Source organism: Agromyces sp. NPDC058104 (assembly GCF_042884835.1).
GTDB lineage: Bacteria > Actinomycetota > Actinomycetes > Actinomycetales > Microbacteriaceae > Agromyces.
This window is the reverse complement of record NZ_JBHVTD010000001.1, coordinates 1513925-1536676: the sequence shown is the minus strand read 5'-3', so window position 1 is coordinate 1536676 and position 22752 is coordinate 1513925. Positions and strand designations below refer to the sequence as shown.

The window sequence follows — 22752 nt, the reverse complement described above, 5'->3', positions numbered from 1 at the left end:
TCAGGCGCTGGCGCGCACCAGCGGGCTCAGGTGCTCGGCGCGCTCGCGCGCCTCGGGCAGTCCCGCGACGGCCAGCCAGTTGCCGAGCATGCGGTAGCCGCCCTCGGTCAGCACCGACTCGGGGTGGAACTGCACGCCGAAGATCGGCGCGGTGACGTGGCGGAGCCCCATGATCACGCCGCCGTTCGTGCGGCTGGTCACGACGAGCGACGGCGGCACCGTGTCGTCGACCACGGCCAGCGAGTGGTACCTGGTCGCCGTGAACGGCTGGGGGACGCCCTCGTAGAACGCACTGTCGTCGTGCTCGATGCGCGAGGTCTTCCCGTGCATGAGCTCTTCCGCGTTGGTGACGACGGCGCCGAACGCCTCGGCGATGGCCTGGTGGCCGAGGCAGACGCCGAGGATCGGCTGACCGCTCGCGAGCGCCGCCTCGACGACGGGGATGGAGATGCCCGCGTCGGAGGGCTTGCCCGGTCCGGGCGAGATGAGCACGGCGTCGTACTGGGCGATGCGCTCGGCGACCTCGTCGAGCGGGATGTCGTCGTTGCGCACCACGTCGGTCTCCGCACCGAGCTCGCGCAGGTAGCCGTTCAGCGTGTAGACGAAGCTGTCGTAATTGTCGATGACGAGGATGCGGGTCATTCTTCCACCGTGACGTTGATCGGATTGAGCTGCGCGTCGACCCAGGGGAACACCCAGGTGAAGAGCGCGAAGACGACTGCGGCGACGAGGACGAGCATCAGGATGATGCGGAGCCACACCGGTCCGGGAAGGACGCGCCAGAGTGCGCCGTACATCAGTCACCCCATTCTGCGACGACCGAGGCGATCTCGGCCGGCGGGTTGGCGGCCCCGGGCTGCCACGACTCGAGCACGCCGTACGCGATGATGCGTTCGTCGGTCGAGTAGAGCGGGTTGCAGCTCGTGAGCGTGATGATGCGGTCGGTCGGCTGGAGCTCGGGGTGGTGGGGCACGGGCGAGAGCACAGCGGTCGTCGCCGGAGTCACGTACTCGAAGTCGCGGAATCGGTAGGTGTACCAACCGTCCTTCGTCTGGATGTAGATCGCGTCGCCGAGCTGGAGCTGCTCGATCTCGTGCATGCCGCCGCCGTACGCGCTGCGGTGGGCGGCGATCGCGAAGTTGCCGACCTCGCCGGGCATCTGCGTGCCCGGGTAGTGGCCGACGCCGAGGTCGAAGCTGTTGAGCACGTCGAGGCCGTAGCCCTCGGCGACGTTCCTCGCGGAGTCGTGCGTTCCCTCGCTGTCGAAGCGCGGCACGTACATGACCGCGAAGGGCTCGGCGTTCGCGTACTCGGTGGTGTCGACGACGGGCTCGCCGACGTCTTCGGGAGCGGGTGGCGGAGCGTCGCCCCGGTCCGCGCGATCCTGCTCGGCCCACTTGTCGCTGAGCTCGGAGGCCGCCTGCGACTGCTGCCCCGCCATGATCGCGTCGTTCCACCACAGCTGCCAGCCGAGGAACAGCAGGATCAGCACCCCCGCGGTCAGCAGCAGCTCGCCGAGGACGCCGACGACGCTCACCCGTGGTTTCGGACGCGCGGTCGGGCTCGCGGCGCGGCGCGCGCGCCGGCCGTCGGGCAGCGACTCGGACATAGGGGCGATTCTATTCCGCCGAAACGACTTCTCGCTGTGAGTGCTCGGCGGGCTCGGCTAGAATTGCGGGCATGGCACGTACGAAATCATCGAAGCCGGCGCGCGCTGAAGTCGCAGCGAGCGGCGAGGAGGCCCCGAACCCGGTGTGGTTCAAGCCCGTCATGTTCGGCTTCATGCTGCTCGGACTCGCGTGGATCCTGGTCTTCTACATCAGTCAGGGCCGTTACCCCATCGCCGACCTCGGCTCGTGGAACATCCTGATCGGCTTCGGCATCGCCTTCGTCGGCTTCCTCATGACCACCCGCTGGCGCTGACGCCGGCTCTCGACACGCGAAAGGGCGGATGCTTCGGCATCCGCCCTTTTCGCATGCCCGACTGCGGTTCCACAGGCTTTTCCACAGTTCTCCACAGTTGTGCACAAGTGAGGATCCGCGTGATCACTGGGATCTCGGCAATTACACCGGTGTAACTCTCAACAGCTGTGGAGAGCACTGTGGATAAGTGTGCGGCTCGACAGCGGCGCCGGCCGACCTAGAAGATCGGGAAGAAGAAGTACCGCAGGCCGAGCACGAGCAGCACGGCGACCACGCCGACCAGAAGCCAGACCTGCAGCGCCTGCTGCGACCGCTTGCGCGTCTCGACGAAGATGAAGCCCACGAGCGCACCGGTGACGAGGCCGCCGAGGTGCGCCTGCCAGGCGACGTTGAACCCGGGCACGAAACCGATCACGAGGTTGATGCCCAGCAGCACGAACAGCTGGGTCGTCTGACCGCCCAGCCGTCGCTGGATCACGAGGAACGCGCCCATCAGTCCGAAGATCGCTCCGGATGCCCCGACCACGCCCACGCGCGGATCGGAGAGCCAGAGCACGCCGACCGAGCCGCCGAGACCCGAGATCAGGTACAGCGACAGGAACCGCCAGCGGCCGAGCAGCCCCTCGAGCAGCTGCCCGAAGATCCACAGGGTGTACATGTTGAGCAGCACGTGGAAGATGAGCGAGGTCGAGTGCACGAAGACCGAGGTGACCATGCGCCACGGCTCGAGATTGCCCGGGATCGAGTACACGCCGGCGTAGAGCAGGCGGTCGGTGATCGCGAGCCCCGGGATCAGCTGCAGCACGAAGACCGCGAGCGTGATGCCGATCAGGGAATACGTCACGACCGGCGCTCCGCGCCCCGCCGCCGAGCGCACGCGCGTGAGCACGGCCGGCTTCGTGCGGGGCGCGCTCGCGCGCTGCTCGCGCATGCACTCGGGGCAGACCACGCCGACCGCGGCCTGCGTCATGCACTCGGGGCAGATGGTGCGACCGCAGCGCTGGCACAGCACGAAACTCTGCCGATCGGGGTGCCGATAGCAGAAGTTCGACCGATCGGTCGCCGGGTCGCTCACCTTCCGGTCAGACCTGCTCGACGGTGATGCTCTCGATGACGATGTCCTCGAGGGGCTTGTCGCGACCGTCGGTCGCCACGGCGGCGAGCTTGTCGACGACGGCCTGGCTCGCCGGGTCGGTCACCTTGCCGAAGATGGAGTGCTTGCCCTGCAGCCACGTGGTGGGGCCGACCGTGATGAAGAACTGCGAGCCGTTGGTGCCACGGCCCATCTGGATGCCGGCGTTGGCCATGGCGAGCACGTAGGGCTCGGTGAAGTCGAGCTCGGGGTTGATCTCGTCGTCGAACTGGTAGCCGGGGCCGCCGATGCCTTGGCCGAGCGGGTCGCCGCCCTGGATCATGAAACCGGGGATGATGCGGTGGAAGATGACGCCGTCGTACAGCGGATCGGTGGTCTTCTGGCCGGTGGCGGGGTGCGTCCACTCGATCTCGCCCGTGGCGAGGCCGACGAAGTTCTTGACCGTCTTCGGTGCGTGATCGCCGTAGAGGTCGACCTTGATGGGGCCGTGGTTGGTGTTGAGCGTCGCGACTGCGGTGTGAATCGGCATCCTCATATTCTGTCATGCACGGATTCGCAAGGCGGCATGCCGGAATGAGACTCTCACCGCGTTTCCAGCCGGTTCGGTGGCAAGATGGAGGAGTTCGCTGCACAACGATGGAGGTCGAGATGAGCCTGTCACGCAAGCGTCGGAAGGAACTCAAGCGACTGCAGAGCAGCGCGGAGGACCTCTGGGGGAACCAGCAGATCGTGCTCGAGCACGCGAATGCCGTCGCACGGGAGGCCAGCCGCCAGTTGGGTCACCTCACGCGTGAAGAGGTCGTGCCGAGAGTGCGCACGGGCTACGAGAGCTACGTCCGGCCGACCGTCGCTCGCGCCGGCCAGGTCGCGAAGGCCGCGGGCGACAACGTCGAGCAGGGCCTCGGCAACGTGCTCGGGTCGATCCTCTCGATCGGCGACATCGCCAACGACGCACGCGTGCGCCGCGCCGTCGAGCGCGTCTCGCCGCGCGCGGTCGCGGTCGTCGAGAAGAAGCAGGGCCGCGGAGTCGGCACGTACCTCGCGATCGGTGCCGGCATCGTCGCGGCGGCCGGCGTCGCGTACGCCGTCTGGCAGACCTTCCGCGCCGACGACGAGCTGTGGGTCGCCGACGACGAGCCGAACGGCACGACGAGCGTCTGAGCCGCTGAGACGACGGAACGGCCCCGCATGCGCGGGGCCGTTCCGTGTTTCGGGCTCAGTCGGCGTCGTGAGACCGCGGAATGCCGGTCAGGCTGACTTCCGCACGATGGGCTCCGGACCGCGCGCCGGTCGCGGCACCGAATCGATGAGCAGCTGCGTGTAGGGATGCTCCGGCGCGGCCAGCAGCTCGGCCGTACGCCCGCGCTCGACGATCCGGCCGCGGCGCATCACGACCGTCTCCTCGCACACGCGCCGCACGACGGCGAGGTCGTGGCTGATGAAGAGCACCGTCAGCCCGCGCTCCCGGCGGATCTCGGCGAGCACCTCGAGCACCTGGGCCTGCACCGAGACGTCCAGCGCACTGGTGGCCTCGTCCATGACGAGCACGTCTGGATCGATGGCGAGCGCCCTGGCGATCGCGACGCGCTGACGCTGCCCGCCCGAGAGCGTCCGCGGGCGCGCCTGGGCGTGCTTCTCGCCGAGGCCGACCTGCTCGAGGAGGGCGAGGACGCGGGCGCGGGCGTCCGTCGTCGAGAGCCTCGCGTGCAGCCGCAGTGCGTCCTCGATCGACCGACCCGCCGTGATGCGGGGATCGAGCGACAGGTACGGGTCCTGGAAGACCATCTGGACGCTGCGGGCGTGCGCGAGACGGGCCTGCCTGCCGTGCGGGACGGCGGTCCGCTCGCGTCCGGCGATGCGGATGTCGCCGCTGTCGGCCTGCTCGAGGCCGACGATCATGCGTGCGAGCGTCGACTTGCCCGAGCCCGACTCGCCGACGACGCCGAGGGCGCCGCCGCGAGGGATCGAGATCGACGCGTCGACGACGGCGTTCACTTCGGTCTTGCCGCGCAGGTGGTAGGTCTTCGAGATGCCGTCCGCCGCGAGCATCGGCTCGACGGCGCCGGATGTCTCGGGCCGCGTCTCGCGCCCGACGGCGCCGGCTGACCCGCGAGCCCCGCCGGCCTCGTCGGTCGACCGCTCGGCGGACGGCGCCTCGATCGTCGGCGTCGCCGCCACGAGGCGCTTCGTGTACTCGGCGACGGGAGCGCTGAACACGCGCCGCGCGTCACCCGTCTCCTCGACGCGCCCGGCGCTCATCACGACCACGCGATCGCAGATCGACGCCGCCAGGTTCAGGTCGTGCGTGATGAAGAGCATGCCCATGCCCCGGCTCGAACGCTGCTCGATGAGCACGCGGATGATCTCGGCCTGGGTGGTGACGTCGAGCGCGGTGGTGGGCTCGTCGCAGATGAGCAGCTTCGGCGAGCTACTCAGGGCGCCGGCGATCATCACGCGCTGGAGCATTCCGCCCGAGAATTCGTGGGGGTACTGCTTCAGGTGCTCCTCGGGGCGCGGCAGCTGCACCGAGGCGAGGAGCTCGACGGCGCGCGCCGTCGCGTCGGCCTTCGAGCGGCCCTCGCAGAGGCGCAGCGTCTCGGTCATGTGGTCGCCGAGCGTGCGCATCGGGTTGATGCCCGCCCTCGGGTCCTGGAAGATCATGGATGCCGCGTGCCGCCGCAGATCGAGGATCCCGGCCGCGCTCGCACCGATCACCTCGCGTCCGTCGAGCACGACGCGGCCCCCGAGTCGCGCGCGATCGGGGGTGAGGCCGAGCACCGTGCGCGCGGTGAGCGACTTGCCCGAGCCGGACTCGCCGACGAGACCGACGGTCTCGCCCGCCCCCACGGTGAGCGAGATGCCGTCGAGCAGGCGCGTGCCGTTCGGCAGGTCGAGCGTGAGCTCCGAGATGTCGAGCAGGCTCATGCGGGGATCTCCCCTCCGATGCGTTCGGAGAGCTCTTCCCCGATGATGTTGACGGCGACGACGACGAGCACGACGGCCACGGCGGGCACGATGGCCGGCAGGAAGTACCCGCCGACGATGCCGGGCTGCGCCTCGTTGATCATGGCGCCCCAGTCGGGCGTCGGCGGTTGCACGCCGAGTCCGAGGAAGGAGAGGCCGGCGAGCTCGGCGAGGACGTACCCGAAGTTGAGCGTCGACTGCGCGCCGACGATCGGGGTGACGTTCGGCAGCACGCGCCGGAGGGCGATCCACGGACCGCTGAAGCCCTGCACCCGGTAGGCCGCGACGTACGGCCTGGTGCGCTCGGCCTTCACGAGCGCGCGGGTGAGGCGCGCGACGAACGGCGCGTACGCGATGCTCATGGCGATGACGGGCGCGATGAGCCCCTTGCCGAACAGCGCGACGGCCATGATCGCGAGCAGCAGCGAGGGGAAGGCGAACAGCACGTCGAACACGCGCCCGAGCACCGAGTCGATCCATCCGCCGCGCCAGCCGGCGAGGAGGCCGAGCAGCATGCCGATGATCGTCGAGCCGATGACGACGAGCAGCGGCCCGAGCAGCGCCGTGCGGGCGCCGTAGATGAGGCGCGAGAGCAGGTCGCGCCCGAGGCTGTCGGTGCCGAGCCAGTGCGCCGCGCTGGGGCCGGCGTTCACCGCCGCGAAGTCGAGCTGGTCGGGCGGGTAGGGCGCGATGAACGGGGCGAAGATCGCCGCGAGCGTCATCGCCGAGACGATGCCGATCGCGATGCCGAAGGTGATGCCCGCAGGCCGCAGGCGCGGCGCGCGCATGACCTCGACGGCGAGGGTGGGGGTCGGAGTGGTCATCGGGCAGCAGCTCCTGCGGCGGACCGGGGGTCGATCCAGGGTTCGGCGATGTCGATGATCGCGTTGACGACGACGAAGGCGGTGACCACGAACATGACGATCGCCTGCACCACCGGGAAGTCGAGGCGGTCGACCGACTGCACGAGCAGCGAGCCCATGCCCGCGAGGCCGAAGGCGGCCTCGACGATGGTCGACGCGACGAGGAGGCCCGCGACGAGGATGCCGCTGACGGTGAGGATGGGGCCCAGCGCGTTCCGGAAGACGTGACGACGGATCACCGTGCCCCGCTTGAGGCCGCGGCTCAACGCCACCTCGACGTGCTCGCGGTCGAGCTGCTCGACCATCGACGAGCGGGTCACCTTGCCGACGAGCACGACGAAGACGATCGCGAGCGCGATCGACGGCAGGACGAGGTGGTAGACCGTGTCGGCGAAGCCCTCCCCCGAGCCGAAGGTCGGAAACCAGCCGAGCTGCACCGCGAAGATCGCGATGAGCACGATCGAGCCGACGAACGACGGGATGGCGCTGAGCATCGTGAGCCCGATGAGGGTGAGCCGGTCGAGCGCCCTGCCCCGGTTGAGCGCGGCGACGATGCCCGCGGCGAGGCCGACGATCGCGATGAGGATGCCGGCCATCAGGACGAGCATCAGGGTGACCGGCAACCGGTCACCGAGCACCGTGGAGACATCCTGCCGGTACTGCAGCGAACGCCCGAAGTCGCCCTGCAGCGCGCCGAGCAGCCAGTTCACGTACTGCTGCCACGGGGGCAGGTCGAGGCCGTACTGCGCCGTGACCTGGGCGATCGCCTCGGGGCTCGGCTTGCGGCCGCGCAGGAGGAAGGTCACCGGGTCGCCCGGAACGAGGAACCGCGAGAAGAAGACGAGCAGCGAGGCCAGGAAGAGCGTCAGCACGAGGCTGCCGAGCTTTCCGGCGACCCGCCGGAGGCCGGCGGCCGTGAACCGGCCGCCGGTCCGGGGGTTCGCGGCCGCCGCGTCCTGAGCGGCGAACGCGACGGTGTCGGTCGCTGCTCCCGTGGAACTATCGAGCGCCAATGGTGGCCGCCCACGGGTAGTAGAGGTAGTTGATCGACGGGGCCACCCCGGTGATGCGCTCCCCGAGGTAGAGCGAGGTCGGCCCGGTGAAGAGCGGCAGCCAGGGCAGCTCCTCGTTCGCGATCTTCTGGAGCTCCGCCGACTTCTGCCCGCGCTCGTCGGGATCGGAGATGCCGACGGCCTCGTTCGCGATCGCGTCGTACTCGGGGTTCGACCAGCCTCCGTAGTTGCTGAACTCGCCGGTGCGGAGCACGCCGTACATCTCGAGCGGATCGGGGCTCGACAGGTACCAGACCGTGTAGAAGAGGTCGACGCCCTCGCGAGCGGTCGGGTCGCTGAACAGCGCCGTGTACGCGCTCGGCGTCACCGTCTCGATCTCGGCCTCGAGGCCGATCGACTGAGCGGCCGCGACCGTGGCCTGCGAGATCACGGCGAAGTCGTTGCCGATCGGCGCGGTCTTGATCACGATCTTCTCGCCGGTCGCGCCGGCCTCCTCGACGAGCGCCTTCGCGGCCTCGACGTCGTAGGGGTAGTCCTCGAGACCGCCGAACGCGTCGTCGCGGGTGGCGTCGGAGGACGCTCCCCACACCGACTCGGTGGTGAGCGCGTTCGTCACCTCGCCGTAGCCCTTGGCGGCCGCCTCGAGGATGCCCTCGCGGTCGAGCGCCATGAGCAGCGCCTTGCGCACCCGCACGTCGCCGAGCGGGCCCTCGAGGTTCGAGACGATGAGGCTCGAGACCGCGGTGCTGAGGCCGAAGTACACGTCACCGCTCGTCTCGCGGAGCTGCGCGATGCCGTCGACCGGGAGCATCCAGCCGCCGTCGACGTCGCCCGACTTGAGCGCGTTCACGCGCGCCGTCGAGTCGCCCATGAAGACGAACTCGACCTCGCCCGACTTCGCGGCGAGCTCCTCGTCCCAGTAGTCGTCGTAGCGCGTGAGCGTGACCGACTCGCCCGACTTCCACGCGGTGAGCTCGAACGGGCCGGTGCAGTTCACGAGCCCGCTCGAGTTGCCGTAGTCGGCGCCCTTCTCGGCGAGGGTGGCGGCCGATTCGATGACACCGGCGGAGCCGCCCATGCCCTGGTTGAACTGCGAGTCGGGGATCGTGGTGGTGACGGTGACCTCGAGGTCGCCCGTCTGCTCGATCGACGCGACGTTCTGGTAGACCGAGTACCACGACGAGCCGACGGCCGGGTCGAGGTGACGGCTCATCGAGGCCACCGCGTCGGCCGCGGTCAGCGGGGTTCCGTCGTGGAAGGTCACGCCGTCGCGGAGCGTGTAGACCCAGGTCGTCGGGCTCGTCTGCTCGTACGACTCGGCGAGGCCGGGGCTCAGCGTGTAGTCCGGGTTCAGCCGGAGGAGCGACTCGCAGACGTTCGCGAGCACCTGGTTGTCGGCGTAGTCGAAGGCGTAGGCGTAGTCGAGCGAGTACGGCTCGGCGTAGCTCACCCAGCTGTACGAGTCGATGTCGCCGGACGGCGCGGGGGTCTCGGTCGAGAGCTCCCAGTCGGCGCCGCTCGGCTCTGCTGCGGGGTCGGACGTGCAGCCGGTGAGCGCGAGCAGCGCGGCGACGCCTCCGGCGACGAGCGCGACGTTGCGCCGGCCGGCGGGGGTGCGGAGGGTGGACATGCGGTGGTCTCCTCAGGGGTCAGGCGGTGACGGGGACGGTGCTGGGCAGGGTGTCGCGGCGGTAGGCCGTCTCGCCCTCGATCCAGGTCGAGGCCACCGTCGTGCGGTGGATGTCCTCGGCGGGAACGGTGAAGGGGTCGGGCTCGAGCACGACGAGGTTCGCGAGGTACCCCTCGCGGATGTGGCCGGTGTCGTGGTCGCGGTGATTCACGTACGCGCTGCCCGAGGTGTAGGCGGCCAGCGCGGTCGCGAGGTCGAGGCGTTGGCCGGCGCCGCCGAGCGGTCCGGCGTCGATGCCGGGCGCGACGCGCGTCACCGCGATGTGGATCGCGGCGATCGGGTCGGCGGTCGAGACGGGCCAGTCGCTGCCGGCCGCGAGACGCGCACCGCGCTCGGCCAGCTCGCCGAACGGGTACTGGCGCGCCTCCTGGCCGTCCTGCAGGAACGGCAGGGTGAGCTCGTCGATCTGGTCCTCGTGCGTCGCCCACAGCATCTGCAGGTTCGCGACCGCGTCGAGCTCCGCGAAGCGGGAGGTCTCGGCCTCGGCGACGATCTGGAGGTGGGCGAGGTGGTGGCGTGCGTCGCTCGGACCGTTCGCCGCGCGTGCGGCGGCGACGGCGTCGAGCGCCTCGCGCACGGCCCGGTCGCCGAGCGCGTGCATGTGCACCTGCTGTCCCGCGGCATCGAGGGCGACGACGGCCTCGGCGAGCAGCTCGGGGTCGACGAACGAGAGGCCGTGGTTGTGGGTGTCGTGCCCGTGCGCGTCCCGGTAGGGCGTCAGCATCGCGGCGGTCTGGTTCTCGGCGACGCCGTCGACCATGATCTTCGTCGTGCCGAGGCTGAACCGGTCCCCGTACCCGAGGGCCGTGATCTCGTCGCGCCGCCGCACCATCTCGGCGACCTGCTCCAGCCCGCCCGAGCGCTCCCACCACTGGGCGCCGACGACGTGCACCTCGAGCGTGCCCTCCTCGACTGCCCGCAGGTAGGCCGCGAGTGCATCGGGCACGCCGGCGGCGTTGCCGATGAGCGCGTCCTGCCATCCGGTGATGCCGAGCGCGATGAGCTCGTCCTGCGCGCGCAGCAGTCCGTCGTAGGCGAGCTGGGGGTCGATGGCGGGACGCACGGCGAAGAACAGCTCGGCGGCACCTTCGTGGAAGGTGCCTGCAGGGTGCCCGTCGTTCTCGCGTTCGATCCGCCCGTCGTCGGGGTCGCTCGTTCCGGCGTCGATCCCGGCCCGGCGCATCGCCTCGGTGTTCGCCCAGGCGCTGTGGTGGTCGCGGCTGACGAGCAGCACCGGCCGGTCGGGCACGATCGCGTCGAGGAGCCCGCGCACCGGCGCACCGCCCGGGAAGTGGTCCATCGACCAGCCGCCGCCGAGGATCCACTCCTCGTCGGGGTTCGCGGCGGCGTAGGCGGCGATCGTGGCGACCGCCTCCTCCGCGTCGCCGGCCTCCGTGAGGTTGCACTGCAGGAGTTCGACGCCGCCGCCGACGGGGTGGATGTGCGCGTCCTGGAAGCCGGGGCTGAGCAGCGCACCCGCGAGGTCGACCACGCGGGTCTGCTCGTCGATGTGGGCGGATGCCTCGGAGTCGGCGACGATCGCGGTGATGCGGCCGCCCGTCACCACCACGGCACGCCCCTGGAGGGGCTGCCCCGACCCCGTGAAGACGGACCCCCCGGTGAACACCACATCTGCTGGCACGTCGGCCCCTCGTTTCCTCATCGAAATGCGTCGGACGAGGTGACGATAGCCCGGCCCCATGCACGATGTCAACGCCGTTGACATCGCCCTTGACCCGATTGTTATGCTGATCCGGCTGCCGCGCCCGCGAGGTCATCGCGACACAGGGGTCGCGGGCGTGGCAGCATGAAGAGGCACTGCAGCCGATGAGGAGGGGCGAATGCCCACGACGAGCACCCCACGACGCCGCACGACCGGCGGGCGGGGAAAGGCCCGGCTCGATCGCGAGTCGATCGTGGCCGCCGGTATCGAGCTCGCGGCGAACGCCCCCTCGTCGTCGCTCTCGGTGCGCGAGCTCGGGTCGCACCTCGGTGCCGATCCGACGGCGATCTACCGTCACTTCCGCAACAAGGAGCAGCTCATGGAGGCGCTCCTCGACGAGCTGACCCTCCGCGGCCTGGAATCGGTCACGGCCCCCGAGGAAGCCTGGCGCGACCGGCTCCGCCAGCTCGCGGTGGCGACCCTCGACCTCTTCGCGACGCATCCGGCCATCGGCGTCGAGGCGACCGTGCTCACCACCCACGGCCCGGGCGAGCTCGGCGCCGTCGAGCTCATGCTCGACGCCTTCTCCCGCGCCGGCCTCGACGACGACGACCTGGTGCGCCACTACGCGCTGTTCGCCGCTCACGTACTGTCGAGCGCCGCGGGCATCGCCCGCGCGCGCGGCGAGCGGCGGGAGCGCGGCGGCGTCGACGACGAGTTCGCGCCGAGCCCCTGGTTCGAGGGCCCCATCCTCGCCGACCCGCGTCGCTACCCGCTGATCGCCTCGATCAACTCGCGCCTGGTCGACCTCGAGGACCGCGAGCTCTTCCTGCTCGGCGTCGAGGCCGTCATCCAGTCGGCGGAGCGCGTCGCAGAGGCGAGCCGAGACGCTCGGAACTCCCCCGATTCCGAAGGCTGAGGCCCGCCGGATCTCAGTGCTCGCACTGATTTCTCACGAATCTGGAGAAATGCCTTGCGGTGGGTGTGAATCTCCCGCTAGTGTCAGTGACCGGTGCGAACGCGCCCGAGCCACAGAGAGGAGTTGATCCCAATGATGAAGTACATCTTCACCCCGGCATTTACCGCCGGCCGCACGGTGATCCTCCTCGCCGCTCCGGCCTGCTAGTTCTCCGCCCCGGCTTCGCGCCTCAAGTGCGCGAACGCCATTCCGCCCTCGTGGCATGAGCAGCGACTCTCCCGTGGCATCCGCCATCGCCTGATCAGATCGGGCAAGCGGACCACCGGATCCATCCGCTGCCCACCCAGGGCCAGCGGCTCCGCCGCGCTCCCCCGGATGCCGGCCCGCGACGATCGCGGACCCGCGCCGATCTCACCACCTCCAGACGACCCTCGACCGACCGGTCGACGGGCGCCCCGCACCGACCGGTGCACCACACCACCCAACGAAGGACACGACGTGAACACCAGTTCTCTCGCCCTCGGTCAGTCCGGCACCGGACAGACCACCGCCATGCGTGCCCAGGCACGCCGACTCAACGAGCGGATCGCCTTGCGCGCCGGCCTCGCACTCATCGCGTGGAGCCGTCGACAGAGCGAGCGCGTCTCGCACGAGGCCGTGATGCTGCGCCAGCAGAACACCGCGCTCGCGCACCGGGTCCGTGCCGGCGATCTCCAGCGGATCGCCCTCATCGGCCCCAACTTCTGAGTCGTGATCGCATGAACGCCATCACGACCACCCCAGCACCGGACGGCGCCGTCGCCCTCGCGGCGGCGCCGTTCGCGCCCCAGCGCACCACCCTCGACCCCGTCGCCGACGGTTCGACCGCCACCGCGGCCGGAACGCCGACGTCGGGGTCGAGTGCTGCGCGCGGCTACGCCCTCGGCGGCACCCCGTCGGCCGGCTCGGCCGCATTCAGTCGAAGCGCGATGTCGAGCAGGCTCACGCGGTGCAGGCTCGAGACCTCGGACAGGGGCACCCATCGCGCCTCGTCGCTCGAGCCGTCGACCTCATCGCGCAGCTCGCCGCCGATGACCGACGCCCGGTAGATCACGCGCATCGCGTAGAGCGGTTCGGTGCCCGTCCGACGCTTCGAGGCCGGGATCACCATCGTGTCGATGCCGAGCAGACGATCGATGGATGCCTCGTAGCCGGTCTCCTCCGCGATCTCGCGCCGAGCCGCCTGGAGCGGATGCTCGCTGCCCTCCACACCGCCCCCGGGCAGCGTCCAGCCCGAGCGACCGTGCTCGTTCCAGTGGGCGAGCAGGATGTGCTCGTCGCGGATGATCACGCCATACGCCGCGATGCGGATGTCCATCCCGTCACCCTACCCGCGAGGGCGGGGTGGACGTCGAGCTCACCGGGTGCCGCTCACCCCTCGCGCATCGAATCCCGCTGCACGGCGTCGAACTGGGCACCGCTGATCGTCGGGTCGCCACCGAGGCCCTGCGCCCGGGCGACCTCGTCGTTCGGGTTGACCTGCGACACGTCGCCGTGATCGTCGACGTACTCGTGATAGACGCCGCGCCGGGCGTTCTCGCGCTCGGCGAAGCCGTGACCGCGGGCGATCAGGTACACCAGCACGGTGATGAACGGCACGAAGATGAGGAAGAGCAGCCAGACTGCCTTGCCCCACCCCGAGAGCTTCGTGTCGCGGAAGAGGTCGGCGATGACCGAGAAGAGCGCCACGAGATAGGCGACGAACACGAAGAAGCCGAACAGACCGCTGAAGACATCCCAGAAGTTGGTGTCGAATGCCATGGCCGAACCCCCTGAAAGCGAATACCACGGCGAGATCACCGGGTTGAGCCAACAGTAGCGAATGCCGAGGCGGCGATGGGGGGTGATTTTCTCGCCGCACGCGGGAACCGCGACTGAGGCGCTGAATGCCCCCGGCCGACGCCTCCTCGACGCGGAAACGAGAAGAACCCCAGTCGGATGGCTGAGGTTCTCGATCGAGTGGAGCCTAGGAGATTCGAACTCCTGACATCCTGCTTGCAAAGCAGGCGCTCTACCAACTGAGCTAAGGCCCCGAGCGGATGCGATGCACCCGATGTGTTGTGGAATTTTCAGAGTGGGGATACGAGGACTTGAACCTCGGACCTCTTCGTTATCAGCGAAGCGCTCTAACCGCCTGAGCTATATCCCCGTGTTTCGGCCGAAGGAAAGACTACCTGAGACTTCAGGAATATCCGAATCGAGCCGAACTCGGCCGCCGGCGGGGCGCGAAGCGCCCCGCATCCGGCGCGCCTAGTTGTTCGTGAACCCGACCAGGATGCCGCCGGTGATCTTCACGCTGAGGTTGTAGAGCACCGCGATGATCGCCCCAAGGGCGGTCGTCACGACCAGGTTGAGCAGCGCGGCGACGACCGAGAAGCCCATGACGTTGCCGAGCGACAGGATCGACGACAGGTCGCCGCCCGTGCCGGCGACGTCCTTCACGAGCTCGTTGAGCTTCGAGAACACGTCGGTCGAGTTGAGCACCGTCCAGATGAGGAACGTCGCGACGATCGACACGACGGCGAGGCACACCGCCACGAGGAAGGACAGCTTCACCGCCGACCAGAAGTCGACATAGACGAGCCGCAGGCGCACCTGCTTGGCCGGGGCGCGCTTGCTCGACTTGCGGGCCAGCTTCTCGGCGACGCTACTCATTGACGGTTACTCCCTCTCCGGCGGGCTCGACCGCGTCGGACTCTGCGGCCTCTTCCACCAGATTCCGTTCGGAATTCTTCGCGATGGCGATGATGCGGTCGTCTGCCGCGAACTTCGCGAAGACGACGCCCATCGTATCCCTGCCCTTGGCAGGAACCTCGGCGACATCGGAGCGTACCACCTTGCCGCTGGCAAGAACCACCAGCACCTCGTCGTCGGATCCGACGATGAGGGCACCGGCGAGATCGCCGCGATCCTCGTTGAGCTTGGCCACCTTGATGCCCAGCCCGCCGCGGTTCTGGAGGCGGTACTGGTCGACCGCGGTGCGCTTGGCGTAGCCCCCCTCGGTGACGACGAACACGTACTGCGCGCCGTCGGCCTCCTCGGAGACATCCGGCTCATTCTCAGGGATCTCACCGGCGGCACCCGAGCCCGGGACCACGGAGGCCTCGAGCAGCGCGTCGCCGTCGCGGAAGCTCATGCCCTTGACGCCGGAGGTCGAGCGGCCCATCGGTCGCAGCGCCTCGTCGGTCGCCTCGAAGCGGAGCGACATGCCCTTCTTCGAGACGAGCAGGATCTCGTCGTGCTCGTCGGCGAGCATCGCCGAGACGAGCTCGTCGCCCTCGCGGAGCTTGATCGCGATGACGCCGCGCGAGCGGTTGGTGTCGTACTCCTCGAGCGCGGTCTTCTTCACGAGACCGTCGTGCGTCGCGAGCACGAGGTACTTCGCCACCCCGTAGTCCCGGATGTCGAGGATCTCGGCGATCTCCTCGTCGGGCTGCATCTCGAGCAGGTTCGCGACGTGCTGGCCCTTCGCGTCGCGGCCGGCCTCCTGGATCTCGTACGCCTTCGCCCGGTACACCCGGCCCATGTTCGTGAAGAACAGCAGCCAGTGGTGGGTGGTCGTCACGAAGAAGTGCTCGACGACGTCGTCGGCGCGCAGCTGCGCGCCCTTCACGCCCTTGCCGCCGCGGTGCTGCGAGCGGTAGTTGTCGCTGCGCGTGCGCTTCACGTACCCGCCGCGCGTGACCGTGACCACCATCTCCTCTTCGGGGATCAGGTCTTCGACCGACATGTCGCCGTCGAAGCCGGGCATGATGTGCGTGCGGCGCTCGTCGCCGTACTTGTCGACGATCTCGGCCAGCTCTTCGGAGACGATCGTGCGCTGGCGCTCGGGCCGCGCGAGGATGTCCTTGAAGTCGGTGATCTCGGCTTCGAGCGCCTCGGCCTCGTCCATGATCTTCTGACGCTCGAGCGCCGCGAGGCGGCGCAGCTGCATCGCGAGGATCGCATCGGCCTGGAGGTCGTCGATGTCGAGCAGGTCCTTCAGGCCGGCACGCGCGTCGTCGACCGTGGCCGAGGCGCGGATCAGCGCGATGACCTCGTCGAGCGCGTCGAGCGCCTTGAGGTAGCCGCGGAGGATGTGCATGCGCTCCTCCGCCTTGCGGAGGCGGAACTGCGTGCGACGCACGATGACGTCGATCTGGTGGTCGACCCAGTGGGCGATGAACCCGTCGATCGAGAGCGTGCGGGGCACGCCGTCGACGATCGCGAGCATGTTCGCGCCGAAGTTCTCCTGCAGCTGGGTGTGCTTGTACAGGTTGTTGAGCACGACCTTGGCGACCGCGTCGCGCTTCAGCACGATCACGAGGCGCTGGCCGGTGCGGCCCGAGGTCTCGTCGCGGATGTCGGCGATGCCGCCGATCTTGCCGTCCTTCACGAGGTCGGCGATCTTGATCGCGAGGTTGTCGGGGTTCACCTGGTACGGCAGCTCGGTGACGACGAGGCAGGTGCGACCCTGCAGCTCCTCGACGCTCACGACGGCCCGCATGGTGATCGAGCCGCGGCCCGTGCGGTAGGCGTCGGTGATGCCCTTCACGCCGAGGATCTGCGCCCCGGTCGGGAAGTCCGGTCCCTTGATGCGCTGCAGCAGCGCCTCCTGCAACTCCTCACGGGATGCCTCGGGGTGCTCGAGGTACCACTGGGCGCCCGAGGCGACCTCGCGGAGGTTGTGCGGCGGGATGTTCGTCGCCATGCCGACCGCGATGCCGACCGAGCCGTTGACGAGCAGGTTCGGGAAGCGCGCGGGCAGGATCGACGGCTCCTGGGTGCGGCCGTCGTAGTTGTCCTGGAAGTCGACGGTCTCCTCGTCGATGTCGCGCACCATCTCGAGCGCGAGCGGAGCCATCTTCGTCTCGGTGTACCGGGGGGCGGCCGCGCCGTCGTTGCCGGGCGAGCCGAAGTTGCCCTGGCCGAGCGCGAGCGGGTAGCGGAGGCTCCACGGCTGCACGAGTCGCACGAGCGCGTCGTAGATCGCGGTGTCGCCGTGCGGGTGGAACTGGCCCATGACGTCGCCGACGACGCGGGCGCACTTCGAGAACGCCTTGTCGGGGCGGTAGCCGCCGTCGTACATCGCGTAGATGACGCGGCGGTGCACGGGCTTCAGTCCGTCGCGCACCTCGGGCAGGGCGCGACCCACGATCACGCTCATCGCGTAGTCGAGGTAGGAGCGCTGCATCTCGAGCTGCAGGTCGACCTGGTCGATCTTGCCGTGGATGCCGGGGCCGTTCTCCTCGGCGGCGAACTCGCCGCCCGCGCCGGGCTCGATCACATCAGATGTCAAGGAAACGCACGTCCTTCGCGTTCTTCTGGATGAAGTTGCGGCGGCTCTCGACGTCCTCGCCCATCAGGGTCGAGAAGATCTCGTCGGCGGCGGCCGCGTCGTCCATGGTGACCTGCAGCAACGTGCGGGTCTCGGGGTTCATCGTGGTCTCCCACAGTTCCTGGTGGTTCATCTCGCCGAGACCCTTGTAGCGCTGCACGCCGTTGTCCTTCGGGATGCGCTTGCCTGCTGCGAGCCCCGCGGTGAGGAGCGCGTCGCGCTCCTTGTCGGAGTACACGTACTCGTGGTCCGCGTTCGTCCACTTCAGGCGGTAGAGCGGCGGCTGGGCGAGGTAGACGTAGCCGAGCTCGATGAGCGGCCGCATGTAGCGGAACAGCAGCGTGAGCAGCAGCGTGGTGATGTGCTGGCCGTCGACGTCGGCGTCGGCCATGAGCACGATCTTGTGGTACCGGGCCTTCTCGGTGTTGAAGTCCTCGCCGATGCCGGCGCCGAACGCCGTGATCATCGCCTGCACCTCGTTGTTCGCGAGGGCTCGGTCGAGGCGGGCCTTCTCGACGTTCAGGATCTTGCCGCGCAGCGGAAGGATCGCCTGCGTCTCGGGGTTGCGGCCCTGCACGGCGGAGCCGCCGGCCGAGTCGCCCTCGACGATGAAGATCTCGGAGACCGACGGATCCTTCGAGGAGCAGTCCTTCAGCTTTCCGGGCATGCCGCCCGACTCGAGGAGGCCCTTGCGACGGGTCGCCTCTCGCGCCTTGCGGGCGGCGATGCGGGCGGTCGCCGCCTGGATCGCCTTGCGGATGATGTCGCGAGCCTGCGTGGGGTTGCGCTCGAACCAGTCGCCGAGCTGGTCGGCCGTGACCTTCTGCACGAACGACTTCGCCTCGGTGTTGCCGAGCTTCGTCTTCGTCTGGCCCTCGAACTGCGGTTCGGACAGCTTGACCGAGATGACCGCGGTCAGGCCCTCGCGCACGTCGTCGCCGGAGAGGTTGTCGTCCTTCTCCTTGAGGATGCTCTTCTCTCGCGCGTAGCGGTTCACGAGCGTCGTGAGCGCGGCACGGAAGCCCTCTTCGTGGGTGCCGCCCTCGTGCGTGTTGATCGTGTTCGCGTAGGTGTGCACGGACTCGGTGTACGCGGTCGTCCACTGCATCGCGACCTCGAGGGCGATGTTGCGCTCGGTGTCCTCCGCCTCGAAGGAGATGATCTCCTCGTTGACGAGCTCGGCGCGCTTCGACTTGTTGAGGTACTCGACGTAGTCGCTGAGACCGCGCTCGTAGAGGAAGGTGTCGGTGCGCGGGCCCGACGACGCGGACTCCGCCTCGGCCTCGGCGGTGTCGTCGGGGTCGACGACGTCGTGGCCGGCGCGCAGGTCGGTCAGCGTGATGCGCAGGCCCTTGTTGAGGAAGGCCATCTGCTGGAACCGGGTGCGCAGCGTCTCGTACTCGTACTCGACGGTCTCGAAGATGTCGGGGCTCGCCCAGAAGGTGGTCGTCGTGCCGGTCTCGTCGCTCGCCTCGTCCTGCGAGAGCGGTGCGAGCGGAACGCCGATCTCGTACGCTTGGCGCCAGACGTGGCCCTGCCGTCGCACCTCGACCTCGAACCGGGTCGAGAGCGCGTTCACGACGGAGGCGCCGACGCCGTGCAGGCCGCCGGAGACCGCGTAGCCGCCACCGCCGAACTTGCCGCCGGCGTGCAGCACGGTGTGCACGACCTCGACGGTCGACCTGCCCTCGGTCTTGTGGACGTCCACCGGGATGCCGCGCCCGTTGTCGACGACGCGGACCGCGCCGTCGGCGAGGATCGTGACGTCGATCAGGTCGGCGTAGCCCGCGAGCGCCTCATCGACCGAGTTGTCGACGATCTCGTACACCAAGTGGTGCAGGCCACGCGGGCCGGTCGAGCCGATGTACATGCCGGGACGCTTGCGGACCGCTTCGAGGCCCTCGAGTACCTGAATCGCGTCTGCGCCGTATTCGGGCGCGCCCTGGGCCTTCGTCGGTTCCGCTGTCATGGGTGAATCGGGCTCCAAACCGTCGTTCTGGCGACTCTCGATCCTATCAAAGAGGCGGTGGCGCAGGGCCGTGAAAGGCCGCTCTCGCGCAACGAATCAGGTTCAGTGACCGTTTTGGCCTTCTCAGCCGTAGGTATCGCGCGGACCGCGCCCTGGAACCGATCTGGGACCCTTTTTCCAGGTGGGGGCGTCTGGCCCTTGGAAGCGGATGGTCTCGACACCCGCTCCGGGGTACCTCGAGACGATCTCGGTGACGAGCTGCGTGCGCATCATCCGGAGCTGGGTCGCCCACGCCGTCGACTCGCAGCGGACCTGCAGCACCCCGCCCTCGATCGCGATGGCCTCGGAGTGCCTCGCAGTGTCTTCGCCGACGATCTCGGCCCACGAGGCGAGCACGTCGTGCTGCGACAGCGGACCAGTCCAGCCGAGCTGCGCGCTCAGGCCGTCGAGCGTCGCGCCGAGCGCCTTCGGGTCGCGCCCAGGGGTGAACGGCTGGTTGTCGCTGTCGTCGCGCGTGCGGACGCGGGTCGCTCGCCCGGCCCGCAGCCGGGGCTCGCCGCCGAAGATCTCGCGGAAGTGCCGGTACACCCGCGCCGCCTCGGATGCCTCAGCCATCGGCCTGATCGCTCTCTCGCTCGGATGCCTCGGCGCCCGACTCGGCGCCGGGCTCAGTGCCGTCGTCGTCGGAGGTGCCCACGATGCGCCCCGACTCGATGTGCACGATACGCGCGATGAGCGGTGCCGGCACGTCTTCGAGGACGGCCGCGGTGACGAGCACCTGCTCGAACCCGGCGATCGCGCCGGCGAGCCGTTCACGGCGGAGGCGGTCGAGCTCGGCGAACACGTCGTCGAGCACGAGCACAGGATCGCCGGTGCTCGAGTCGCGGCGGAGCAGCTCTGCCGAGGCGAGTCGCAGGGCGAGGGCGAACGACCACGACTCGCCGTGGCTGGCGTAGCCCTTCGCCGGCAGGCCGTTGAGGAGGAGGAGGACGTCGTCGCGGTGCGGGCCGACGAGCGTGACGCCGCGCTCGAGCTCCTTCGCGCGCAGCACTGCGAGCGCCGCGGCGAAACGCTCGGCCGTCGGCGCGGTCGATCGCCCCGACCCCGACGGGGCCGGGCCCGCATCGAGCGCACCGTCGTCGGCCTCGGCATCGCCGCCGTCGATCGACAGCACCGCCCGGAGCTCCGGACGGTGATCGGCGTCGACGATGGAACGGTAGGCCGCCGCGACGGGCTCTCCGAGTTCGCCGACGAGCGCGAGGCGCTGGTCGATGAGCTCGGACCCGAGCGCCACGAGCCGTTCGTCCCAGATGTCGAGCGTCGTGAGCCTGTCTGCGGCGAGCCCTCGAGCCCGGGCGCTCTTCAGCAGCGTGTTGCGCTGCTTCAGCACCCGGTCGTAGTCGGCCATCACCCCGCCGAGACGCGGAGTGCGCTGCACGAGCAGCTCGTCGAGCATGCGCCGGCGGACGCCCGGTTCGCCGCGGACGATTGCGAGGTCTTCTGGCGCGAACAGCACACTGTGCGCGTAGCGGGGCAGCTCGCGGGTCTTCACGGGCGATCGGTTGAGCTGAGCCCGGTTGGCGCCCTGGCGGTTGAGCTGCAGCTCGACGAGCAGCTCGCGGTCGCCGTGGGCGAGCAGCGCCCGGACGATCGCCGCGTCGGCACCCGCCCGGATCAGCGCCTGATCACCGGAGACCCGGTGCGAGCCGAGCGTCGCGAGATAGCCGATCGACTCGACGAGGTTGGTCTTGCCCTGGCCGTTGCGGCCCACGAGCACGGTCGCTCCGGGGCCGAGCTCGAGCTCGGCCCGCTCGTAGTTGCGGTAGTCGGTGAGCGAGAGTCGGGCGACGTGCACGGCACCGCTCCTCTCGTTCGACCACGCCTACGCTACCGGCGGCCGCCGACACCGCGGCACGTGGCACGTGGCACGTGGCACGTGGCATCCAACCCGATCGTCGACCGTCGAAGCGACACGAGCCGTCGACGATCGGGCCAGCTCCGCGCGGCGCCGAGACCTCAGCGCAGCAGCAGGTTGGGCTGCAGCAGGTAGCGGTAGCTGTCGGCGCCGGCCTGCTCGCGCGAGGTCTGGCTCGTGATCAGCACGGGGCCGGGCTTGTTCGGGTTCTCGGTCTTCGTGAACGAGATGCGCACGAACTCCGAGTGCACGGCGCCGAGTCCGTCGAGGAGGAACTGGGGCTTCAGTGACACGACGGTGTCGTCACCGGTCAGGATGGCGTCGATCGACTCCGACGCCTGGGCCTGCTCGGAGCCGATCGCCTCGAGGGTGAGGCCGTCGGCGGTGAAGCTGTACCGCAGCGCCGCCTCGCGCTCGAGGACGAGCGCGACACGACGGGTCGCCTCGATGAGGTCTGCGGTGTTCATCACGGCGTAGTTGTCGACCGTCTCGGGGAAGAGGCGGCGCACGGGCGGGAAGTTGCCCTTGATGAGCAGTGACGTGACGGTCTTCTTGTCGGCGCTGAAGGCGATGAGCTCGCGGTCGTCGCGGCTGGTGATCGCCACGGAGATGTTGCCGGCGTTGCCGAGCGTCTTGCCGACCTCCTGCAGCGTGCGGGCCGGGACGAGTGCGGTGATCGCCTCGTCGCCAGCGGCGACGTTGCCGCCGTCCCAGTCGATCTCGCGCACGGCGACGCGGTAGCGGTCGGTCGCGACGAGACCGAGGCTGTTCTCGCGCACCTCGAGCTGGACGCCCGTGATGACCGGGGTGACGTCGTCGCGCGAGGCGGCGACGGCGACCTGGGCGACCGCGGCCGCGAACTCCTCGGCGGGGACGAGACCGGACTGCTCGCCGATCTCGGGGATCGACGGGTACTCCTCGACCGGCATCGAGAGCAGCGTGAAGCTCGCGGAGCCGCAGCTCACCGAGATCCGGCTCTCCTCGGTCGAGATGCGGACGGGCGCGTTCGGCAGCCGGCCGGCGATCTCGGCCAGGAGACGACCGGAGACGAGCACGGTGCCGGGCTCTTCGACGTCGGCCTGGATCTCGGTCTGCGAGGACACCTCGTAGTCGAAGGAGGACAGCACGAGCCCGTCGGTGGTCGCCTTGATGAGGACGCCGGAGAGGATCGGCAGCGTCGTGCGCTGCGGAAGCAGCTTCACGGCGAAGGACACGGCCTCACTGAAGACGTCGCGGTTGACCTGGAACTTCACGGTTCTCCCGTCGTGGATGTCGCTTGGTGGCTCCCATGCTATCCGCACGACTGTTGACGGCGTCGGAGAATCCGCCGCTCGTGCGGCCGGGCGAGCTCGATCGAGCCCCCGCTCGACGCTCGCCGACGACG

Annotated in this window: 22 protein-coding genes and 2 tRNA genes; 4 read left to right on the top strand and 20 right to left on the bottom strand. The window is 69.4% G+C overall.

Translation table 11 applies throughout. From position 1 onward, the window contains the following. From ACFVTH_RS07310 to ACFVTH_RS07300, 3 genes are read right to left on the bottom strand one after another with little or no spacing between them, the layout of a single operon-like run. Entirely contained in the window at nt 1-642 is a 642-nt protein-coding gene (locus ACFVTH_RS07310) for an anthranilate synthase component II (protein ID WP_387088377.1), read from the bottom strand. Next, complete coding sequence (locus tag ACFVTH_RS07305) at nt 639-797, bottom strand: hypothetical protein (RefSeq protein ID WP_387088374.1); 159 nt, start codon at nt 795-797, stop codon at nt 639-641. The genes ACFVTH_RS07310 and ACFVTH_RS07305 overlap by 4 nt, the downstream gene beginning before the upstream one ends. Beyond that, the gene (locus ACFVTH_RS07300; protein WP_387088371.1) at nt 797-1609 is read right to left on the bottom strand and encodes a class E sortase; all 813 of its coding nucleotides are present in this window, start codon (nt 1607-1609) and stop codon (nt 797-799) included. The genes ACFVTH_RS07305 and ACFVTH_RS07300 overlap by 1 nt, the downstream gene beginning before the upstream one ends. A gap of 71 nt (nt 1610-1680) precedes the next feature. On the opposite strand from ACFVTH_RS07300, the gene ACFVTH_RS07295 reads away from it, so the two are divergent. Continuing rightward, nucleotides 1681-1923: a cell division protein CrgA gene (locus ACFVTH_RS07295; protein ID WP_157423800.1), complete on the top strand. Its 243-nt coding sequence runs from the start codon at nt 1681-1683 to the stop codon at nt 1921-1923. 217 nt (nt 1924-2140) lie between these two features. On the opposite strand, the gene ACFVTH_RS07290 is transcribed toward ACFVTH_RS07295, so the two are convergent. Both ACFVTH_RS07290 and ACFVTH_RS07285 read right to left on the bottom strand, forming a co-directional pair. Continuing rightward, nucleotides 2141-2893 (bottom strand): rhomboid family intramembrane serine protease, encoded by a 753-nt coding sequence (locus ACFVTH_RS07290; protein ID WP_387088368.1) that lies wholly within the window; start codon nt 2891-2893, stop codon nt 2141-2143. Between the two features lie 112 nt (nt 2894-3005). Next, nucleotides 3006-3545: a peptidylprolyl isomerase gene (locus tag ACFVTH_RS07285; RefSeq protein WP_386941436.1), complete on the bottom strand. Its 540-nt coding sequence runs from the start codon at nt 3543-3545 to the stop codon at nt 3006-3008. 119 nt (nt 3546-3664) lie between these two features. Here ACFVTH_RS07285 and ACFVTH_RS07280 point away from each other — a divergent pair, with 119 nt between their 5' ends. Beyond that, nucleotides 3665-4177 carry a hypothetical protein gene (locus ACFVTH_RS07280; RefSeq protein ID WP_387088365.1) on the top strand — a complete coding sequence of 171 codons (513 nt, stop codon included), beginning with the start codon at nt 3665-3667 and terminating at the stop codon, nt 4175-4177. 87 nt (nt 4178-4264) lie between these two features. Here the strand turns inward: ACFVTH_RS07280 and ACFVTH_RS07275 are convergent, their stop codons facing one another. Genes ACFVTH_RS07275 through ACFVTH_RS07255 form a run of 5 tightly spaced genes read right to left on the bottom strand, consistent with a single transcriptional unit; the run spans nt 4265 to nt 11188 of the window. Next, a complete protein-coding gene (locus tag ACFVTH_RS07275) occupies nt 4265-5941 on the bottom strand; it encodes a dipeptide ABC transporter ATP-binding protein (RefSeq protein ID WP_387088363.1) in 1677 nt (558 codons plus the stop codon). Next, the gene (locus tag ACFVTH_RS07270) at nt 5938-6804 is read right to left on the bottom strand and encodes an ABC transporter permease (protein ID WP_387088360.1); all 867 of its coding nucleotides are present in this window, start codon (nt 6802-6804) and stop codon (nt 5938-5940) included. Before ACFVTH_RS07270 ends, ACFVTH_RS07275 begins: the two co-directional genes overlap by 4 nt. Further along, the gene (locus ACFVTH_RS07265) at nt 6801-7856 is read right to left on the bottom strand and encodes an ABC transporter permease (protein WP_387088358.1); all 1056 of its coding nucleotides are present in this window, start codon (nt 7854-7856) and stop codon (nt 6801-6803) included. The genes ACFVTH_RS07270 and ACFVTH_RS07265 overlap by 4 nt, the downstream gene beginning before the upstream one ends. Continuing rightward, nucleotides 7843-9486, bottom strand: coding sequence for an ABC transporter substrate-binding protein (locus ACFVTH_RS07260; RefSeq protein WP_387088356.1), 1644 nt, complete (start codon nt 9484-9486; stop codon nt 7843-7845). Before ACFVTH_RS07260 ends, ACFVTH_RS07265 begins: the two co-directional genes overlap by 14 nt. A gap of 19 nt (nt 9487-9505) precedes the next feature. After that, nucleotides 9506-11188, bottom strand: a complete 1683-nt coding sequence (locus ACFVTH_RS07255; protein ID WP_387088353.1) for an amidohydrolase — start codon at nt 11186-11188, stop codon at nt 9506-9508. Nucleotides 11189-11387: 199 nt separating this feature from the next. Here ACFVTH_RS07255 and ACFVTH_RS07250 point away from each other — a divergent pair, with 199 nt between their 5' ends. Together ACFVTH_RS07250 and ACFVTH_RS07245 are read left to right on the top strand one after the other, a co-directional pair. Continuing rightward, nucleotides 11388-12128, top strand: a complete 741-nt coding sequence (locus tag ACFVTH_RS07250) for a TetR/AcrR family transcriptional regulator (protein WP_387088350.1) — start codon at nt 11388-11390, stop codon at nt 12126-12128. Nucleotides 12129-12626: 498 nt separating this feature from the next. Then, the gene (locus ACFVTH_RS07245) at nt 12627-12875 is read left to right on the top strand and encodes a hypothetical protein (RefSeq protein ID WP_387088348.1); all 249 of its coding nucleotides are present in this window, start codon (nt 12627-12629) and stop codon (nt 12873-12875) included. A 166-nt stretch (nt 12876-13041) separates the two neighbouring features. Here ACFVTH_RS07245 and ACFVTH_RS07240 read toward each other — a convergent pair whose 3' ends face one another. From ACFVTH_RS07240 to dnaN, 10 genes are all read right to left on the bottom strand, one after another. Further along, nucleotides 13042-13485 (bottom strand): NUDIX hydrolase, encoded by a 444-nt coding sequence (locus tag ACFVTH_RS07240; RefSeq protein ID WP_387088345.1) that lies wholly within the window; start codon nt 13483-13485, stop codon nt 13042-13044. A gap of 53 nt (nt 13486-13538) precedes the next feature. Further along, nucleotides 13539-13928, bottom strand: a complete 390-nt coding sequence (locus ACFVTH_RS07235) for a PLD nuclease N-terminal domain-containing protein (RefSeq protein WP_386941426.1) — start codon at nt 13926-13928, stop codon at nt 13539-13541. Nucleotides 13929-14127: 199 nt separating this feature from the next. Continuing rightward, nucleotides 14128-14200 (bottom strand) — tRNA-Ala (locus ACFVTH_RS07230). Nucleotides 14201-14242: 42 nt separating this feature from the next. Beyond that, nucleotides 14243-14316: transfer RNA gene (locus ACFVTH_RS07225), tRNA-Ile, on the bottom strand. A 101-nt stretch (nt 14317-14417) separates the two neighbouring features. Further along, complete coding sequence (locus ACFVTH_RS07220) at nt 14418-14822, bottom strand: DUF3566 domain-containing protein (protein ID WP_386941425.1); 405 nt, start codon at nt 14820-14822, stop codon at nt 14418-14420. Next, nucleotides 14815-17340 (bottom strand): DNA gyrase subunit A, encoded by a 2526-nt coding sequence (gene gyrA / locus ACFVTH_RS07215; protein ID WP_387088780.1) that lies wholly within the window; start codon nt 17338-17340, stop codon nt 14815-14817. Before gyrA ends, ACFVTH_RS07220 begins: the two co-directional genes overlap by 8 nt. A gap of 94 nt (nt 17341-17434) precedes the next feature. Next, nucleotides 17435-19453: a DNA topoisomerase (ATP-hydrolyzing) subunit B gene (gene gyrB / locus ACFVTH_RS07210; RefSeq protein WP_387088342.1), complete on the bottom strand. Its 2019-nt coding sequence runs from the start codon at nt 19451-19453 to the stop codon at nt 17435-17437. A 123-nt stretch (nt 19454-19576) separates the two neighbouring features. After that, nucleotides 19577-20068, bottom strand: a complete 492-nt coding sequence (locus ACFVTH_RS07205) for a DUF721 domain-containing protein (protein ID WP_387088339.1) — start codon at nt 20066-20068, stop codon at nt 19577-19579. Beyond that, nucleotides 20061-21308, bottom strand: coding sequence for a DNA replication/repair protein RecF (gene recF / locus ACFVTH_RS07200; protein WP_387088336.1), 1248 nt, complete (start codon nt 21306-21308; stop codon nt 20061-20063). The genes ACFVTH_RS07205 and recF overlap by 8 nt, the downstream gene beginning before the upstream one ends. 161 nt (nt 21309-21469) lie before the next feature. Further along, on the bottom strand, nt 21470-22621 hold the full coding sequence (gene dnaN / locus ACFVTH_RS07195) for a DNA polymerase III subunit beta (protein ID WP_387088333.1): 1152 nt from the start codon (nt 22619-22621) through the stop codon (nt 21470-21472). Nucleotides 22622-22752: the final 131 nt, after the last annotated feature.

Coding starts and splice junctions, on each gene's coding strand:
- gyrB (WP_387088342.1), bottom strand. CDS start 19,453: ATGACAGCGGAACCGACGAAGGCCCAGGGCGCGCCCGAATACGGCGCA.
- gyrA (WP_387088780.1), bottom strand. CDS start 17,340: ATGCAGCGCTCCTACCTCGACTACGCGATGAGCGTGATCGTGGGTCGC.
- ACFVTH_RS07270 (WP_387088360.1), bottom strand. CDS start 6,804: ATGACCACTCCGACCCCCACCCTCGCCGTCGAGGTCATGCGCGCGCCG.
- ACFVTH_RS07275 (WP_387088363.1), bottom strand. CDS start 5,941: ATGAGCCTGCTCGACATCTCGGAGCTCACGCTCGACCTGCCGAACGGC.
- ACFVTH_RS07300 (WP_387088371.1), bottom strand. CDS start 1,609: ATGTCCGAGTCGCTGCCCGACGGCCGGCGCGCGCGCCGCGCCGCGAGC.
- ACFVTH_RS07260 (WP_387088356.1), bottom strand. CDS start 9,486: ATGTCCACCCTCCGCACCCCCGCCGGCCGGCGCAACGTCGCGCTCGTC.
- ACFVTH_RS07280 (WP_387088365.1), top strand. CDS start 3,665: ATGAGCCTGTCACGCAAGCGTCGGAAGGAACTCAAGCGACTGCAGAGC.
- ACFVTH_RS07310 (WP_387088377.1), bottom strand. CDS start 642: ATGACCCGCATCCTCGTCATCGACAATTACGACAGCTTCGTCTACACG.
- ACFVTH_RS07285 (WP_386941436.1), bottom strand. CDS start 3,545: ATGCCGATTCACACCGCAGTCGCGACGCTCAACACCAACCACGGCCCC.
- ACFVTH_RS07305 (WP_387088374.1), bottom strand. CDS start 797: ATGTACGGCGCACTCTGGCGCGTCCTTCCCGGACCGGTGTGGCTCCGC.
- ACFVTH_RS07240 (WP_387088345.1), bottom strand. CDS start 13,485: ATGGACATCCGCATCGCGGCGTATGGCGTGATCATCCGCGACGAGCAC.
- ACFVTH_RS07290 (WP_387088368.1), bottom strand. CDS start 2,893: ATGACGCAGGCCGCGGTCGGCGTGGTCTGCCCCGAGTGCATGCGCGAG.
- ACFVTH_RS07205 (WP_387088339.1), bottom strand. CDS start 20,068: ATGGCTGAGGCATCCGAGGCGGCGCGGGTGTACCGGCACTTCCGCGAG.
- ACFVTH_RS07295 (WP_157423800.1), top strand. CDS start 1,681: ATGGCACGTACGAAATCATCGAAGCCGGCGCGCGCTGAAGTCGCAGCG.
- ACFVTH_RS07220 (WP_386941425.1), bottom strand. CDS start 14,822: ATGAGTAGCGTCGCCGAGAAGCTGGCCCGCAAGTCGAGCAAGCGCGCC.
- ACFVTH_RS07250 (WP_387088350.1), top strand. CDS start 11,388: ATGCCCACGACGAGCACCCCACGACGCCGCACGACCGGCGGGCGGGGA.
- ACFVTH_RS07235 (WP_386941426.1), bottom strand. CDS start 13,928: ATGGCATTCGACACCAACTTCTGGGATGTCTTCAGCGGTCTGTTCGGC.